This is a genomic window from Parafrankia sp. BMG5.11, from assembly GCF_004337455.1.
The window spans coordinates 99,686-114,522 of the sequence record NZ_SJXI01000003.1; the positions used below are offsets into that span (position 1 = coordinate 99,686).

The 14,837-nt window shown below is 68.1% G+C and carries 17 protein-coding genes and 1 tRNA gene; 6 read left to right on the plus strand and 12 right to left on the minus strand.

Going from position 1 to position 14,837, the window contains the following annotated elements:
• Positions 1-257: 257 nt before the first annotated feature.
• The 5 genes from E0504_RS03850 to E0504_RS03870 form a co-directional block, all read right to left on the minus strand.
• A tRNA-Ser gene (locus E0504_RS03850) sits at positions 258-346 on the minus strand.
• Between the two features lie 12 nt (positions 347-358).
• Entirely contained in the window at positions 359-1,822 is a 1,464-nt protein-coding gene (locus tag E0504_RS03855; protein ID WP_131622028.1) for a tyrosine-type recombinase/integrase, read from the minus strand.
• Positions 1,819-2,031 carry an AlpA family transcriptional regulator gene (locus E0504_RS03860; protein WP_243657400.1) on the minus strand — a complete coding sequence of 71 codons (213 nt, stop codon included), beginning with the start codon at positions 2,029-2,031 and terminating at the stop codon, positions 1,819-1,821. The genes E0504_RS03855 and E0504_RS03860 overlap by 4 nt, the downstream gene beginning before the upstream one ends.
• Positions 2,028-2,237, minus strand: coding sequence for a hypothetical protein (locus E0504_RS03865; protein WP_131622032.1), 210 nt, complete (start codon positions 2,235-2,237; stop codon positions 2,028-2,030). The genes E0504_RS03860 and E0504_RS03865 overlap by 4 nt, the downstream gene beginning before the upstream one ends.
• Positions 2,238-2,488: 251 nt before the next feature.
• Entirely contained in the window at positions 2,489-2,791 is a 303-nt protein-coding gene (locus E0504_RS03870; RefSeq protein WP_131622034.1) for a hypothetical protein, read from the minus strand.
• 166 nt (positions 2,792-2,957) lie between these two features.
• Here E0504_RS03870 and E0504_RS03875 point away from each other — a divergent pair, with 166 nt between their 5' ends.
• The gene (locus E0504_RS03875) at positions 2,958-3,134 is read left to right on the plus strand and encodes a DNA-binding protein (RefSeq protein WP_131622036.1); all 177 of its coding nucleotides are present in this window, start codon (positions 2,958-2,960) and stop codon (positions 3,132-3,134) included.
• A gap of 34 nt (positions 3,135-3,168) precedes the next feature.
• Here E0504_RS03875 and E0504_RS03880 read toward each other — a convergent pair whose 3' ends face one another.
• From E0504_RS03880 to E0504_RS03895, 4 genes are all read right to left on the minus strand, one after another.
• The gene (locus E0504_RS03880; protein ID WP_131622038.1) at positions 3,169-4,818 is read right to left on the minus strand and encodes a replication initiator; all 1,650 of its coding nucleotides are present in this window, start codon (positions 4,816-4,818) and stop codon (positions 3,169-3,171) included.
• Positions 4,819-4,913: 95 nt separating this feature from the next.
• A complete protein-coding gene (locus E0504_RS03885; RefSeq protein WP_131622040.1) occupies positions 4,914-6,662 on the minus strand; it encodes an FtsK/SpoIIIE domain-containing protein in 1,749 nt (582 codons plus the stop codon).
• 137 nt (positions 6,663-6,799) lie between these two features.
• Positions 6,800-7,096 carry a hypothetical protein gene (locus tag E0504_RS03890; RefSeq protein ID WP_131622042.1) on the minus strand — a complete coding sequence of 99 codons (297 nt, stop codon included), beginning with the start codon at positions 7,094-7,096 and terminating at the stop codon, positions 6,800-6,802.
• The gene (locus tag E0504_RS03895; RefSeq protein ID WP_131622044.1) at positions 7,093-7,503 is read right to left on the minus strand and encodes a plasmid replication, integration and excision activator; all 411 of its coding nucleotides are present in this window, start codon (positions 7,501-7,503) and stop codon (positions 7,093-7,095) included. The genes E0504_RS03890 and E0504_RS03895 overlap by 4 nt, the downstream gene beginning before the upstream one ends.
• 217 nt (positions 7,504-7,720) lie before the next feature.
• On the opposite strand from E0504_RS03895, the gene E0504_RS03900 reads away from it, so the two are divergent.
• Positions 7,721-8,143, plus strand: a complete 423-nt coding sequence (locus E0504_RS03900; RefSeq protein WP_207912176.1) for a helix-turn-helix transcriptional regulator — start codon at positions 7,721-7,723, stop codon at positions 8,141-8,143.
• A gap of 56 nt (positions 8,144-8,199) precedes the next feature.
• Here E0504_RS03900 and E0504_RS03905 read toward each other — a convergent pair whose 3' ends face one another.
• The gene (locus E0504_RS03905) at positions 8,200-8,622 is read right to left on the minus strand and encodes a hypothetical protein (RefSeq protein WP_131622072.1); all 423 of its coding nucleotides are present in this window, start codon (positions 8,620-8,622) and stop codon (positions 8,200-8,202) included.
• A gap of 405 nt (positions 8,623-9,027) precedes the next feature.
• On the opposite strand from E0504_RS03905, the gene E0504_RS03910 reads away from it, so the two are divergent.
• From E0504_RS03910 to E0504_RS03920, 3 genes are read left to right on the plus strand one after another with little or no spacing between them, the layout of a single operon-like run.
• Complete coding sequence (locus E0504_RS03910; protein WP_131622046.1) at positions 9,028-10,026, plus strand: helix-turn-helix transcriptional regulator; 999 nt, start codon at positions 9,028-9,030, stop codon at positions 10,024-10,026.
• Positions 10,013-11,209 (plus strand): hypothetical protein, encoded by a 1,197-nt coding sequence (locus E0504_RS03915; RefSeq protein ID WP_131622048.1) that lies wholly within the window; start codon positions 10,013-10,015, stop codon positions 11,207-11,209. Before E0504_RS03910 ends, E0504_RS03915 begins: the two co-directional genes overlap by 14 nt.
• A gap of 1 nt (position 11,210) precedes the next feature.
• Positions 11,211-11,582 (plus strand): gamma-glutamylcyclotransferase, encoded by a 372-nt coding sequence (locus E0504_RS03920; protein ID WP_243657401.1) that lies wholly within the window; start codon positions 11,211-11,213, stop codon positions 11,580-11,582.
• Positions 11,583-11,746: 164 nt separating this feature from the next.
• Here E0504_RS03920 and E0504_RS51180 read toward each other — a convergent pair whose 3' ends face one another.
• Positions 11,747-12,274: a hypothetical protein gene (locus E0504_RS51180; RefSeq protein WP_131622052.1), complete on the minus strand. Its 528-nt coding sequence runs from the start codon at positions 12,272-12,274 to the stop codon at positions 11,747-11,749.
• A gap of 969 nt (positions 12,275-13,243) precedes the next feature.
• Here E0504_RS51180 and E0504_RS03930 point away from each other — a divergent pair.
• Positions 13,244-13,603 carry a hypothetical protein gene (locus tag E0504_RS03930; RefSeq protein ID WP_131622054.1) on the plus strand — a complete coding sequence of 120 codons (360 nt, stop codon included), beginning with the start codon at positions 13,244-13,246 and terminating at the stop codon, positions 13,601-13,603.
• Between the two features lie 791 nt (positions 13,604-14,394).
• Here E0504_RS03930 and E0504_RS03935 read toward each other — a convergent pair.
• Positions 14,395-14,802, minus strand: a complete 408-nt coding sequence (locus E0504_RS03935) for a hypothetical protein (RefSeq protein ID WP_200835450.1) — start codon at positions 14,800-14,802, stop codon at positions 14,395-14,397.
• Between the last annotated feature and the right edge of the window lie 35 nt (positions 14,803-14,837).

The following is a 14,837-nucleotide window of genomic DNA, read 5'->3' on the forward strand; positions in this document are numbered from 1 at the left end:
ACTCGTCCGCCTCGATACAGCTTGCCGAAGGCATCGACCTGGCCCTGATCTCGAAGAGGCTTGGTCACTCAACGCCAACGATCACAGGGGCGCTGTACGCGCATCTGCTGCGCCCGGCCGGTCAGGCGGCGGCGGAGAAGGTGTCCCGCGCGGTGCCGCGCGCGACGCGACGTCTGCACCCTGTCCGCACCAACGGCGAACCGGCGTCCGCCGGAGGCCCGGTAGCAGGCCCCGACGGGGCAAACATGCTGGTAGAGCGGAGGGCGTGGGATTCGAACCCACGAAGAGGATCACTCCCCTTAGCGGTTTTCAAGACCGCCGCCATCGGCCACTAGGCGAGCCCTCCTGACCTGCGGCTTCAGCCCGGTTGGCCCCGATCGTCCCTAGTGCCGTTCCGCGCCTGTTCCGCGTGACCGTCCGTGCCGTCGCCGGCCGGGTGGTCAAGGTCGAGTATCGCAGCTCCGGCGCCGGGTGTGCCGAGGGCCTGTTCGATCGAGCCGTTCGCGATGACCTCCTGGCCGTCCAGGCAGTTCGCGTACACCTTGAGCAGTACCGCGACCCCGTGGCCGAGCCGTCGCGCGACCTCCGTTGCCGGTACACCGGAGTTCAGCCACAGCGTCGCCGCCGCATGCCGCAGGTCGTACGGGCGCCGGGCCAGCGGCGACGAGGCCTGTTCCGCGCTCAACGCCGTCACCCGCGCCGTCCGCCAGACCTTCGCGATCGTGTGGTTCTGCAACGGGCCACCGGAGCCGGTACGGAACAGCCGCCCGTCCTCCGTCGTGCCGTGGGCGTCGATGTGGGCACGCAGCAGCGCCACCAGCTCCGGCGGGATCGGGACCGGCCGCACCGTCTTCACGGCACGGTGCTTGAGTTGCCGAGCGTCCCGGGCCGCCCCGTCGTCCGTCCAGCGCACCCCCGCCCGCGGTTCGGAACCGTCCAGGTCGAGTCGACCCCAGCCGGATGCGGGCAGCACGCACGACGAGCGGCGCAGCGCCACCACCTCCGATGGGCGCATCCCCGCGAAGTACATGCAGCCGTAGAACGCCACCAGGTGCCGACCGGTGGCCCCCTGGTCGCGGACCGCCCGCAGCAGCGCCCGTACCTGGCCGGGATTGGCGACCACCCGCCGGTCAACCGTCTGCGCGACCTCCGGCGCCGACCACTGCACCCTTGTCAGTGGATTCTCGGTGAGGTCACCCCGTTCCACCGCATACCGGAGAGCGTTGAAGAAGACGGCCCGCTTGCGCCGTGCCGTGGTCGCCGCCGCCGGCCGCCCGGTGAGGGTAGTCGACACGGCGTGCAGGGCCTTGCGGACGGTGTCCGGTTCGGCGACCGCCGACATCGGCAGCGAGGCCCGTTCCAGCCAGTCCAGGGCCTCCGTGAACTCCGGTGGCGTCTGTTCCTCCCGCCCGGCCGAGCTGAACGCCCAGCCGAAGAGCGCCCGCCGCAGGACATCGTCATCCGGTCGGCCACGGACGTTGCCGGTCAGCGCGATCGTGAGTGTCGTGAGCGCCTCCGCCATCGAGCGCCGGGAGGTCGCCGCCGCATGGGGCCACTTCATTTCGGCGTAGGCGCAGGCGTGCAGGTACCACGTCCGTTCGTTCAGCTTCTGGGCATCATCGACCGGCAGGCCGGACTCCTCATCAAAGGCGACGCCCTTACGTGCCTTGGTGACGAGACGGGAGCGGAAGCCGTCCGCGAGAGCCTTGGTAAGGAAGGTCCGCGACTTCTCCCGTCCGGCGACGACCCAGCGCACCTGGTACGGCCGGCGCTTCCCCTCCAGTTTCCGAACGTCCCAGAAGCGGACGTCGAAGCTGCTCATGCTGCGTCCTCCTCCAGTCCGTTGAGCCAGGCGTCAAGCCAGGAACGCCGGATGCGGACGTCCCCGTTCGGAAGCTTCACGGAGCGGGGGCCGAGACCCATCTGACGCCAGCGGTAGAACGTCGACCGCGGGATACGGACCTCCGCGGTCACGTCCGCCACGGTGAGCCATTCGTCCTGGGAGGATTGCTTTCCGGTCCTATTGATCACGCGACGTCCAGCGGGTTGCCGCCGGGCCATTCGATGTTGTCGCACCATGCGCAGCCGTAGCGGCTGTCGCCCATGTCGCAGGCGAACTTGGACTCGCCGTCCGGCTGTGGGTAGAGCCGGCCCTGTCGGGCGCGGGCGCGGTCGAGGTGCTCCCGGAGAGCCTGTTGCAGGCTCATCGTCGGGTGCCCGTCGTGGTCGGTGGGCATGACGAAGTCAGCTCCTTGCCGAGAGAAGAACGGGGAGGGGCACGCGGGCCGCAGGTGGCGTTGCCCGGTGCCGGTGGGGTTTCCGTTCTCTGGCGCTGGGATGGTCTGCCGGGGCGCCGGCCGCGTCCAGGGCGCTGCGCGTCGCTACGCGATCGGCCTACGGCCGACCCTGGACCCGTCCGACACCCCGACAGCTTCAATCGCCACCAGAGAACGGAAGAAAAATGGGGGTAGAGCAGGCAGGACAGCCGCTACACGCTGGTGATGCTGGCCGCTCCCGGGCCGCCCGACAGCTTCGCCGTCACCGGGGCGGTTGCCGACTCTCCGGGCACCTGCCGGAAGACGAGCACGGCGTCAACGTCGCCGAAGTGCTCCGTGAAGAACGCGTCCGCGGGCAGGGTGCCCAGGATCGCCACCAGGTCGCCGACATCGGCGCCGGGACGGATCGTCAGCTCGTGCTCCCCGGTGTCCAGGGTGCGCGCCGCGATCAACGGGGACTCACCGTCACCGGGGGTCCGCCACGCGCCGAAACCGCCAGAAGAGAAGATAGCCATGGGTCGCAACTCCTGTGTACGCAGGACTGGGATCAAGGTCCCGGGCGGGTGTTCGCAGCACCCACCGGGACCGCCCACGCTTAGCGATCGCTAAGTGCATGTCCGATGATGCGGTCCGGACTTAGCACGTGTCAAGTACTCTTCCGCCGTGGGACGGACGCAGCTCATGGGCACGGCCGAGATCGCCGAGCGTCTCGGCGTGAGCCGGGTCCGCGTGCACCAGATCGCCACCACGGATCCGTCCTTCCCGGAGCCACTCGACGAGATCAAGGCCGGAAAGGTCTGGCTAGCCCAGGACATCGAACGGTGGATCAGCGAGCACCGGCCGCCGGGCAGGCCCTGACCGGAAGGCACCCGGCAACCGAGCCACTCGGCGATCAGGCAGCGGCAGCAGCCGGAGGCGGTGGGCCGGTTACCGGAAGCCCGCCGGCATCGGATGTCGCGGCGCGGGCAGCGTCGAGTTGTGCCCGCCAGGCGCGGCGTTGCGCGACGGCTTGAAGGAGCAGGTGTTCGCGTCGAGGTGCGGCCGGGTCGCCGGGCCGTAGCAGGGTGCAGACCGTCCGGGCCGGATCAGTGCCGGGGCCAGGTCCACCCGCCGGGCCGGTGCCCGCGCCGGAGTCGGTGTGGCCGAGGGCTTCGAGTTGTTCGCGGACCCAGGCGATCCGGTCGGCCCGGTGATCGGCCAGTGTCTTGCCGGACCACTTCCGACTGACCAGGACACGCCGGCCACCGAAGCCGAGCGTTTCCCGCCGGTGCGCCTTGCCCCGGCACCGGCCCGGGACGAGACCCGGTTTCGGGTTGCGTGGCTGGACGCCGTAGCGCAGCCAGTTTGAGCACGTAGGCGCGCACGGTTCATGGCGCAGCGCGTCCGCGAGCCGTTCGACGTGGCGCCGGTGTGCGTCGGTCGCGGTGTCGTGGCAGGTGTCGAGGCTTTTGGTCAGGTACTTGCACAGGTAGCCGATCATCCGGCCGGTGTGCGCCGAGTTCGTGGTGACCCCGTCCGCGCGCAGTTGCGGGCCGAAGCGGACGACGTGTGCGGGTTCGTCGTCCGGGCCGATGGCGTCGAGCGCCTCATCCCACGTCGGCAGTGCCTCCCCGGTGTCCGGGTCGAGGTAGGCCCCGCTGTCCGTGTCCCAGACCGGGAGCGCCGTGTCCGGGTAGACCGGCCGGTCGCACGATGGCCACCAGATCTGCTGGTACGTTGCCGCCGCCACCTGGCGGAGCACCACCCGCGGGATCGTGCCCCGGATCGCCGCGTGTAGGTGCGGAGCGAGCCGCCGTTGCGGTTCGAGTGCGGCGAAGTACTGGACGTCCCAGCCGACACACCGCCGCAGGTTCTGCCAGAACCGGTCGATCAGCTTCGGGAAGTGGATGGCGTCGCGGGCCGCCCGCCGGTAGTCGTACGAGCCCGGATCCACCGGCGTGCCGTCGCTACGCACCCGCCCGTAGCTGTCGCAGGTCAGCGTCAGGAACATCGACGGCCGCCAGGCCGTGCCGTCCGGAGCTTCGTAGGTTCGGCCGATCGTCCGCTTCTCCACGGGGAGCCGGGGCAGGTCGGGTGCGTCCTGCCGCCGCCGGGTCGAGCGTGCCCGACGAGGACGATCCCGGTTGTCCGGAGCGGCCTTGCCGCGCACGCCCAGCGCGTTGAGTTCGTCGTCCACCTGGCCGATAAGTTCGTCGATCTCCGCCACGCCCGCCGGGTCGCCGTCGCGTTCAGCGTCCCGCCGGACGACTTCGAGATCCGCACGGAACCCGGCAAGAACCTTCGCATCGTCCGTCGGGGGGTCCGGGTCGGGAACGGGTTCGTCGTCGAGGTGCCAGCCTGCCGTGCACTGCGCCATCCGCAGCCGCCGCGCCCGTTCCGCACACGACGGGCATTTGCTCGCCAGGGTGGCCCCGCAGGGCACGGGGATGATCTCGGTTTCGCCGGTGTCGAGGTTGGTGCGGCGCATCGCCATCGGCCGGACGCATACGCCGTTCTCCACGGCGACGGCTTCGACGACCTGCCGGGCCAGGGGCATGCGCATCCGTGCTTCCCGGGATCCGGGCCGCGCTGGTCGATCGTCACGATCGTCACGGCCAGGGGAAGGAGCCGCGTCGGACGGGAGAGTGATGGGGCCGGTCAAGCAGCATCACCCCAGCCGGCAGACCCGTTCGCAGCCGGGCCGCCGGGCTCCTGGAACGGCCGGAGATCCGGCGTCCACCCCGCCGGGCCGGTGTCCGTGCCGTCCCGGTACGGGTCGAGGTCCGGAACCCAGCCACCGGCACCGCCGCCGTCCGGCCGGTCGGGCGTGTCGTCGAGGTAGGGGCTCAGGTCCGGTGTCCAACCGGCAAGGGCCGGGGTCGGACGGTAGGCCAGCACGGTGCGGCTGATCTCCGTGTCGTCGATGAACGACGCGCGGACCCGGACCGGTTCAGGCTGACCCTCAGCCAGCACGTAGCCGACGCCGGGCAGCGAGACCGGGATCTCTTCCGCCCGCGCGCCGCGGTCCCGGGCACCGGAGCCGAGGACAAGGTCAGCCTGTTCGGGTTCGGTCATGCGCAGCGCGACCCGGACCGGGAACAGGTCCCGGAACGGCAGTACTTCCTTGCGCGGGTCCTGGACCGCCGCCAGGACCACGACACCGGGCGCGCGTCCCTGGGAGAGCAGCAGCGGCAGCGCCGCCCCGATCCGCTTCTTCACATCCCGGTCGGTGACGTAGGCCGTCAGGGAGGCGATTTCGTCGACCACCAGGACAATCAGCGGCTCACCGGCCGTGGGCGTGTGCAGCCGAGTCCGACCCCGCAGCCGTGCTGTGCGCTGCTGCATGACCGAGACCGCGTCGTCGAGAAGATCCGCGATCTCATCCGTGGTGGTGGCGAACTGGGTGAACAGCGGTTCCCCGAACGCCAGCTCCATGCCTCCCTTGGGGTCGCAGACCCACAGCTCCGCCAGGCCGGCACGGATCGCCGGGCCCAGGCCGCGAATGATGGACCACAGCACCGATCCCTTGCCCGCGCCGGTTGCCCCCGCGACGAGGACATGCGTCCCACGGACAGGCAGGGTCCACGGGGATCCGTCCTCACGGCGGCCGATGGGCACCGCGGACAGTCCCGCGACGAGCGGACCCGCCGTGGCACTGGCGTCACTCGCCGCGGGTCCGTCGTCGAGGACATCGTCATCCCAGCCGGGGTCAGCGTTCTCGCCGTGTAGATCATCGGCGTCGTGGTCGATGACCGGGCCGGGGCCGGGGTGGTCGAGCCGGGTGGGGTGAACCGGCCGGGTCAGGGTGTCGCGGTAGTGGAAGTGCAGCCGGACGAACCGGTGTTCTTCGGCCTGGACCTGGCAGCGCCGGGCCCGGAACACATGCCGCAGTGCTTCGGCCTGATCCGCCCACTGTTCCGGGGTCTGGCCGGGGAGCAGTTCCACCCGCAGCGTGTCCGCGGCCCGGGTGGAGCGGATCGAGCGGATACGCGGGAAGTACTCATCGAACGTCACCTGGTCGCCGTTGGACGCCGGCATCCGGATGGCCAGATCGGTGTGCACCATCGCGGGCCGCCACCGCCGCCGGTAGACGAACGCCAACCGGACCCGGGCCCGCACCCACCGGGCCAGCCAGCCGAACGACCGCGGATGCGCCCGCCGCCACACGGCCGCGACCACCGTCAGCGCGACGAGGAGCGCCACCAGGCCCAGCAGGCCGAACCGGTGGGTGAACACGGCGAGCGCCAGGCCCAGCGGGACGGCGATCCGGTGCCGCCAGACCCAGCGCAGCCCCAACACCAGGCCCTTACCGGCCACCGCCACGAACAGCATCCACAGCGGGACCCGCATCCGATCCGGCCGGGACGGAATACGCGGCAACCCCCGGTCGCCGTTGATCCTGGACATGCCAAATACCACCCTTTTCAGAGCGCACGAAACGAGAGGGAGGAGGGAGAGGAAGAAGGGAGGAGCGGCCCGGATTGGCAGTCACTCAGAATCCTGAATCCGGGCCGCCTCCCCGAAGAGACCAGCGGGAGGAGCTGCTACGCGGCGCGGTACTCCGCGGATTCGACCGCTTCCAGCGCGGCGAACCGGAGCCGTTCGCATTCGATCAGGTAATCGTTCACCGCGGCGAGCAGCGCGTAGGCGAAATCCACCTGATCCGACGTCACCGCGCTACCCGCAGCCGAGACGGACAGGGTCGTGCGGCCGAGGGTCACCGCGAGGATCGGCGCGCTGTCCGGGTAGCTGTGGCAGCGGGCCGACCAGTCCGCACCCACGTGCAACCCCAGGTGCGTCGACGAGCGCAGGCCGTCCATGCTGCCGGGGCCGGTCGTCATGCCGCCACCCCCGGGTTCGTCCGACGAGCCGGGCCAACCGGACGCATCGACACTGCCCGCAGCGAGAACGCCTGTCGGGGCTTGGAACTGTTGGTGTCCACGTACGGCAGCACCGACAGCCCGTCGAACAGCACCGGCCGGAACGGCATCCCCGGCATCGCGTCCGGGGCGACCGGAGCCGTCTCGCCGAGGATCTTCACCTTCACTTCCGCCTGCCGGGCCGCCGGGTCCGGGTCGAGGACGCGGACCGTCCAGATCCGGGCGCCGGTCTCCTTGTCCCGCTGCTGTGGGTCCGCCGCGCCCGCCCGCACCTTGTCGAAGTCGTTCGCCGCCTCCACACCGAGCACGTACGCGCCGTGCGGGAACACATCCTCGAACCGCACCGGAATACGCCGGGGAACCGCCATCACGCCACCTCCACACATCGCAGACCGTCATCTCCGGCCGGTTTTTCCGGCCGATGAGATACACGATCCACCGCTCGGCAAGCGCGCATCAAACGCTAACCAAGCGTTGTATGTACGGGTGGTATGAGCCCCATGCGGGCCCGCATGGTTCATGCCATGGTGATATGAAGCACGGGTATGCGTTTCCGACTTCTTTGCAGGCCGCTAATATGCGCGCATGGCTGACCGGAAAACCGCGCCGGTGTACCGGACCAGAGGCCCCGTCGACGGTGAGGACTGGGCCGCCGTCGCCATGGCGCTCAACGAACGGATGGCGCGCCGCCGCATCGGTCAGCAGGACCTTGCCCGCCTGTCCGGGGTGTCCGTGTCCACACTGCGCGAGCTACAGCACGGCGCCGGCCGCCGCGTGCAGAACAAGACCCTTGCGTCGATCGCCCGCGCCCTGGAGTGGCCCGACGACCACCTGATTCAGGTGCTCCTGTCAGGCCCGCCGCTCGAGGACCGCGGGGCCACCGAGCCCACCGGGCGGGAGATCCTCACCGCCCTGGCCCGCGTCGAGGACCGTCTCACCGAGATCGTGACCAGACTCGCCGTAGTCGAGCAGGCCGTGACCAGGTCGGACGAGCCGGCATCGTCCTGACATGCCAAGGGCCGGATCCCCCCGACGAGATCCGGCCCCTGTGAACGTGCGCGATGTCAGCCCAGAGCAGCGGGGTTCCACGACCGCGGACGCCGACGGCGGATCACCTGTCGCCGCAGCGCATCCGCCACATCCGCCTTCCCCGCGGCGTACGCGTCCCGCTCTCCCTCCGTCATCCACCGCCGCCCGGCACCGTCCCCCACCGTGGCCGGGTCGAGTTCGAGCATGGAACGCAGGAAGTCCCCCGGAATCTGCCGCCGGGACAGCCGCACCCCAGCCGCCGCGTAGACGAGCACCACGTCCGCGTCCCCGTAGGCCTCCACGAAGTGCAGCCCCGCAGGCATCCCCGCCATCGCTTCCGCCAGCGCCGACGCGGACGAGCCCGCAGGAACGACCAGCGCCCAGGCATCCGCGCCCCACGGCAACAGGCCGACGCCCGGTTCCGCATCCGCCTGACACGGCCCGCTCGCCCAGGTCATCGCGAACCCCCGTTCCCCCCGCGCCGTGTCACGGCTGTCCCGCCCGTCGTTGGCTTCGGTTTCGGCCACACCGCCGCACCCCCTTCATCCGTTCTCATGCCGCCTCACGGCCTGGACGCCACCCCGCCCCGCGGAGGACGCCGCTCGACACGGGACGGGATGGCTTGCGAATCAGACTGCCCGGATCCGGATGGGTCACGAAACGTCAAGATGGAATAGCACTCAGTGCATGGGATTCCGGCAGTCCGCCGCTCGGCGAGCGGTCAGCAAGCGCCACACGAGCGCCTGATCCACACAACAACCGCGAACAGGCCATACCACCGTTGCATGGCCGGGTTAGTCTCTGCGTAGCGACCTGACCACCCGCTGACCATCCCAGTCGGCCCGCACCCGAGGAGATGGCGGATGGCCCAGCCCGCCCCTCCGTACACCGTCTCGCCCGAACTCCTCGGACGAGGCGAGTTCCGCGCCGCCTGCGAAGCCATGGACTTCCAGACGATCTTCCGTCTGATGCGCAAGTACGACGGCGCCAGTCAGGACCGCGTCTCCTCACCCGTCCGCGGCCTCACCCAAAGCCGCGTCAGCCGGGTCATGTCCGGAGAAACCCGGATCGCCACGCTCGAACTGGTCGAGCGCATCGCCGACGCCCTACGCATCCCCGGTGCCTACTTCCGTCTCGCCCCACGCCCGTGGGAAGCCACCGCACCGGCGACCATTGCCGAACCCGCGGCACCAGCGCCGACCGCACCGGACGAGGCCCGGACACCCGCCATCCCCGAACAGGCCGCCAGCCGCACACCCGGACCAGCCGCACCGGTCACGTCCGGAGTGGTGACCGGTGACGTCGTGGACCGCAGCCTGACCATCGACATCGACGTTGCCGACGACGGATGGGCGACCCTGACCTACCGGCACGAGATCTACAACGCGACGGCGACACCGTTCACCCGGTTGAACCGGGAGCTGTGGTTCGAGACCACCAACGGTCTGTTGCAGATCGAGGCCCTGCCCTCCCCCGACCGGAACATCATCATCCAGCGCATCCACGACACCGAGCTGAACGCCCGGTTCGCCTGCCAGGTCTTCCCCGCGATCCAGCCCGGTGAGTCCGCGATCGTCGGCTACCGCAGCTCCGGCGGACGGTTCGTCTACGACCACTACTGGCGGCAGTCGATCGTCCGGCCGACGGGCACGTTCACGATCCGGCTTCGCCACCAAGGCGTCACGTCGCTCACCCGATGCACCGCAACCGAGGACCGGCCGGACGGGTCGGAGATCTCAGCGACCGACGGCCTGTCGTTCTCCCGCGACGAGAACGGCGTCGTCATCGAGCTGACGCGTTACAACCTCCGGCCGAACCAGTTCGTGACGTTGCGATGGGACACCACTCATGCGTCTCCGTGACGCGGTAGAGCAGACCCTACGCGCGTGGGACGCCCACGAAACCGCCCGTGGCGCCGCACCGGTCATCGACTTCGACTGTGCCCCCACGGCCGCCCCGGTCACCGCCGCCCAGAGCAGGCTGGACGTCTACGACACGCTCAGCAGGCTGAACGAACGCGCCGAAGCCGAGAACGACCCGGTATGCGCCAAACAGCTCCGCGCGCATCTGGCCCATCTCGGCGCCTTGCTCGGCGAGCGGTCCCCGCTCGACCCCTACCTGAGCGCCACCCAGGGATGCCCCGCCGGCGGATGGCCCGACGAGTACATCACGGCCGTAGGGGACCGTGCCCGCGCGGCACTGGCCGACCTTGGGATTTCCTGGGGACCGGACACCGACCGCCAGCTCCGCGACGCCGAAGGCCCTGTCGACACCGCTGACGCACCGGACCTGATCCGGGCCGCCGCGGACGAGCTGGAGCCGGCCGTCCGGGCGCTTGCCGAAACCGATGCGCCGTACACCCTGGACATCACGACTGCTGACGTCGACGCCTACTGGGCCTACTGGCTGGACGGCACCGGCCACCAAGTCCGGCTACGGTTCAACCTCCGCAACGCCGCCTTCACCAAGACCCGGCTACGCCAGTTCGCGTTGCACGAGATCCTGGGCCACGCCCTCCAAAGCGCCAGCTACACCAGCACCGCCGAGACCACCGACGTTCCCTGGCCGCGTCTGCTGTCGGTCCACGTGCCGTACCAGGTGCTGTTGGAAGGCATCGCCCAGGCCATGCCGCTGTTCGTCATCCCCGACGACGCCGCGGTCACCGCCCGCGTCCGCCTGGACCACTACCTCCAGCTCGTCCGCGCCGAGCTCCACCAGGCCATCAACACCGGCCACTCCGCCGCCGCATGCGCCGAGCACGCCCGCGCCCGCGTCCCGTTCTGGACCGCGGGCACGATCGCAGACATCCTCACCGACCGCGGCAACGACCCCCAGCTACGCAGCTATCTGTGGGCCTACCCCGCCGGCATCGACTGGTTCGTCAATCTCGCCGACACCGCCGACACCGACACCGTGGGGAAGGTCTTCCGTGCCACCTACACACAGCCCCTCACCCCGAGCCAGCTCACCGACCTCTGGCCGACTGGCCCCCGCATCGGCGGACCCGGCGCCCCTGTTCGTCTACGGAAGCCTTCTCTTCCCTGAGGTGCTCCGCGTCCTCATCGACCGCGACCCCCACCGCACCCCGGTCACCGTCACCGGATGGCGCGTCATCGCCCTCCCCGAACGCATCTACCCCGGCCTCATCCACGACCAAGACGCCACCGCGACCGGCCATCTCTTCGACGACCTCACCCCCACCGAGCGGGAGACCCTCGACGCCTTCGAAGCAGACTTCTACACCATCGGACGCATCGCCCTGGACCACGACCGCCACGCATGGGCCTACATCTGCGCCGACCCCGCCGAACTACTCCCCGCCGCCACGTGGAGCCCGGACGACTTCGCCCGCGAGCACCTACCCGCCTACGTCGAACGATGTGCCGCATGGCGCCGCCGACACGAGGCAACCACATAGGCCGCGCGTTGCCGAAATCCCCGATTTAGAATCAAGATGCGGTGCAGGCCCGCGCCGCGCGGCGGCTGCGCGTGGCGCTGGCGCGCCATGCTCGCCGGCGCGTCGCAGGCAGCTAAGCGCCAAGCAGACAAAACCTCACTTGTATCGCGAACGCCGACGTTATTTCAACGGATAGATCTGTCGGTTCCGATCGACCTGGCGAGTTCCTGTATATGATGCGCGCGATCGGCGACCTCCGCACCCATTTTCCACATCGCATACTCATCGAACGAGAATCCGCTTCTTATAGCAGTCTGTAGTTCATGCTTGAACCTGATATCTGGCGTACTTACAGCCCAGCTACCCCCAATTTGCCTATATAGAACAGACTTACAAAGATTCTCAACCCAGATCCGCAGCCAGACTGCAACTTCAGGCTTTGGCGAGTCTAGACCATTTCCCCATCTAGCGAATTCGCTTGCGGCGGACGCGCTTTCCTTCATGACAACACTGACTTCCGGAACCGGGGTTGCCGCATTCTTAGAATCGCACTCTGCCGACGGAAGTTCGCGTGTCATAATCCAGTAGTAGCGCCCAGAATCCCAGCACACGAGAGGGGGAAGTATTGGCAGATCAACGGACTTCCTGAGCTGCACGATAACTTCATCTATAGCCGCTCGCGTGGCCCCATTGGGATCAGTCGTGCTAGTCATGCTCACTCCAAACCCCATTCACATCGCCACACGGTTCCATGATGAACGCCTTGACAAGACTCAAAGCCGGGATAGGCGATCGCGCGAGATACTCGATTCCGCCTCCGTTCCACACTCCTTCCTCCCGCTGTGGAGAGACGCCCGGCCCCCAAAGCTCGGGTATGGATTCCGGGTCGACGACCAGGCACACATCTCTTGGGGAGGGTAGCCCGAGCCTGTAAGGGGCGAGGCATGCACTGTATGCCACCGGAGTCAGCCATACATATGATTTCGGCTTCCCGATTCCGCATCTAACGATCTCCTCGAGATACTCTGATGAGGTGAAATAGAATAGAAGCGGATGCATCTCCTTCACCTTCGCGCCGGAGCGCGGCGGGAGTCCGCGAAGCTTGCACATTTCGGCGGAGGTCCGACTCCTTGGCTTGGCGGTCCACGAGACGATTCCCTCTGCAACTGCATCCGATCGGGCCACAACTATCTCCTTGCCGATAGGTACATCCCAGTGACGCTACGTACCTGCACGCATCGCAACACCAGGTGCCGATGCCCAATGGATGCGGCGTTTACTCCAGTATTGCGGTCCGAGTTCAAGATGCCAGGCGGGGCATGTCGCGCGATCGCCTGCGCGCGGCCGTGCTCGCCGAGCGCGCCACACCTCCAACCGCATGGTCGATACAAGCACCGCATGGTCGATACCGGTATACATCTGCAGATATCCTTGCAATCAACGACGGCGCCGGACGTTCCGCGAAGCGACACAGCTTGAATTTTCAGCACAATCCCGCCGACTGCTAAGAAAATATTCAAGACGAAAGGATTGATCGCGGGCATGCGCGGGCACAGGAAGCGCATCACGGGGCTTCACAGGTATGCGGTCGACTGCAGGCGCAGTCCTTGCTTGCCGGGCCAATTTGAGCGCCACAATCAGTCTCGGGATGCCGTCAAATCAAATCGCACGAGGAGGGTAAGATGCCTGATATATCATGGCAGGATCTGGTTGACGGAAAGCCGTTGCAACAGGATCGAATAAAGCTCTCGATCGCCGACAATGACGACCCCGACGTCATTTACGTCCGCCTCTCTCTTCTTGGTGCCGTAAATTGGTGGAAGGGCCTCGAGCTGAAGAATTCAAATGATCAGCGCGTCGGAGACGTTGAGGCGGAAGGGGCCCAAATAGGACTCGCCGAATTCGAATGGGACGCGGTCGATCAAGGTTCAATCGTACTCTGGAAAGCTAAGACTTTTGGAGCCAGGACCCCTATTTACCGCGTCCAGATTCCACCTGAAGCCCAAGGGAAGAGACTCTCCTTTAGGTGGGCCGCCGATTAAGAAGCCCTGAAGCGTGCCTATCGGCATGCGGACGGAACGCGTTAGGTCAGCGGACGTGACGGACGTCCACGTGCGTCACCGGATGATCCAGGTCTTGCTACGGATCCGATGCATCTCCACCGTCCGCCACGGCAAGCAGACCGCAGCGGATGGAGGCTAGGGCGGCAGCCGAGCCCGCGAACAGCAGCGGCCGGTCACGGCCTCGGCGGACAAAGCCGAGCCCGTGACCGGCACCGGCCGACGTCTATAAACACGGGCCGACGTCTATAAACACGGGCGGACGAGCCGCCGATGATCTCTCAATCCGCTGCCGCGCAGCTTCCGCTCCTCGGCGCTGACGCGCCTGCGGTGCGGGTCTGCTTGCCAACGAGCACCTTGGTCAATATCTGCTGTCGACCCAAGACCATGACCGCTGACGAGGCCACGGAACCGTTCCGCGTCTGTTCCGTGGACGCTTGTCAGCAGTTGGTGTGGGTGAGGCTCAGTGAGACCACAGCCAACGATCATTCCTGGACAACAGGCCAGATCGTGACACGTTCATCGAAGTCAAGGGGACCACGCGGCGGGTGTGTCGGCAGCCTCTGAGATGGTTTTCAAGACCGCCGCCATCGGCCACTAGGCGAGCCCTCCTGACCTGCGGAGACTCTGCCAGGCTGTGTCCGGCTTGCCGGAGTTCGTCTGTCATGTGCCCGCCGGGTACCTGACCAGGGTCTCACAGCCCGCGGCCGTGGTGTCCGGGACATCACCCGACTGTCTCGGTCGGGAGACGAAAGGCCCCTGACCCCGGCTCGTCAGCCGCGGCGGAGGCGGCCCTCGAAGCCGTCCCCGGCGAGTTGCTCGAAGAGCGCGCGGGCGCGGTCGTCCTCGGCATCGAGATGATCATCCATCGCCGCCTGGGCGTCCTGTGCGGTGAGGAAACGCAGGCTGTCCAGCGCGCCGCAGGAGCAGGTGACCTGCCACTGGCCGTCGGCCTCCTGGTCGGTCGTCGCGTCGGTGCAGCTGTCGTCGCCCAGCAGGAACATCGGCACGAAGCCGACGCCCGGTCGGCAGGCGCTCATCGAGATCTCGCCGCATCGCCTGTCCGAGGCCGAATGGCCATCCGCCGCCGCACGGGCGTCGGCTTCGGTCGGATGTTCGCCGTTGAGCTCACCGCACCGGCAGTGCACCCACCACGGACCATCAGTGTCTTCGTGGTCCACCGTGTTCTCCTCCGTCGTCGGCCTCGCGCCACGCC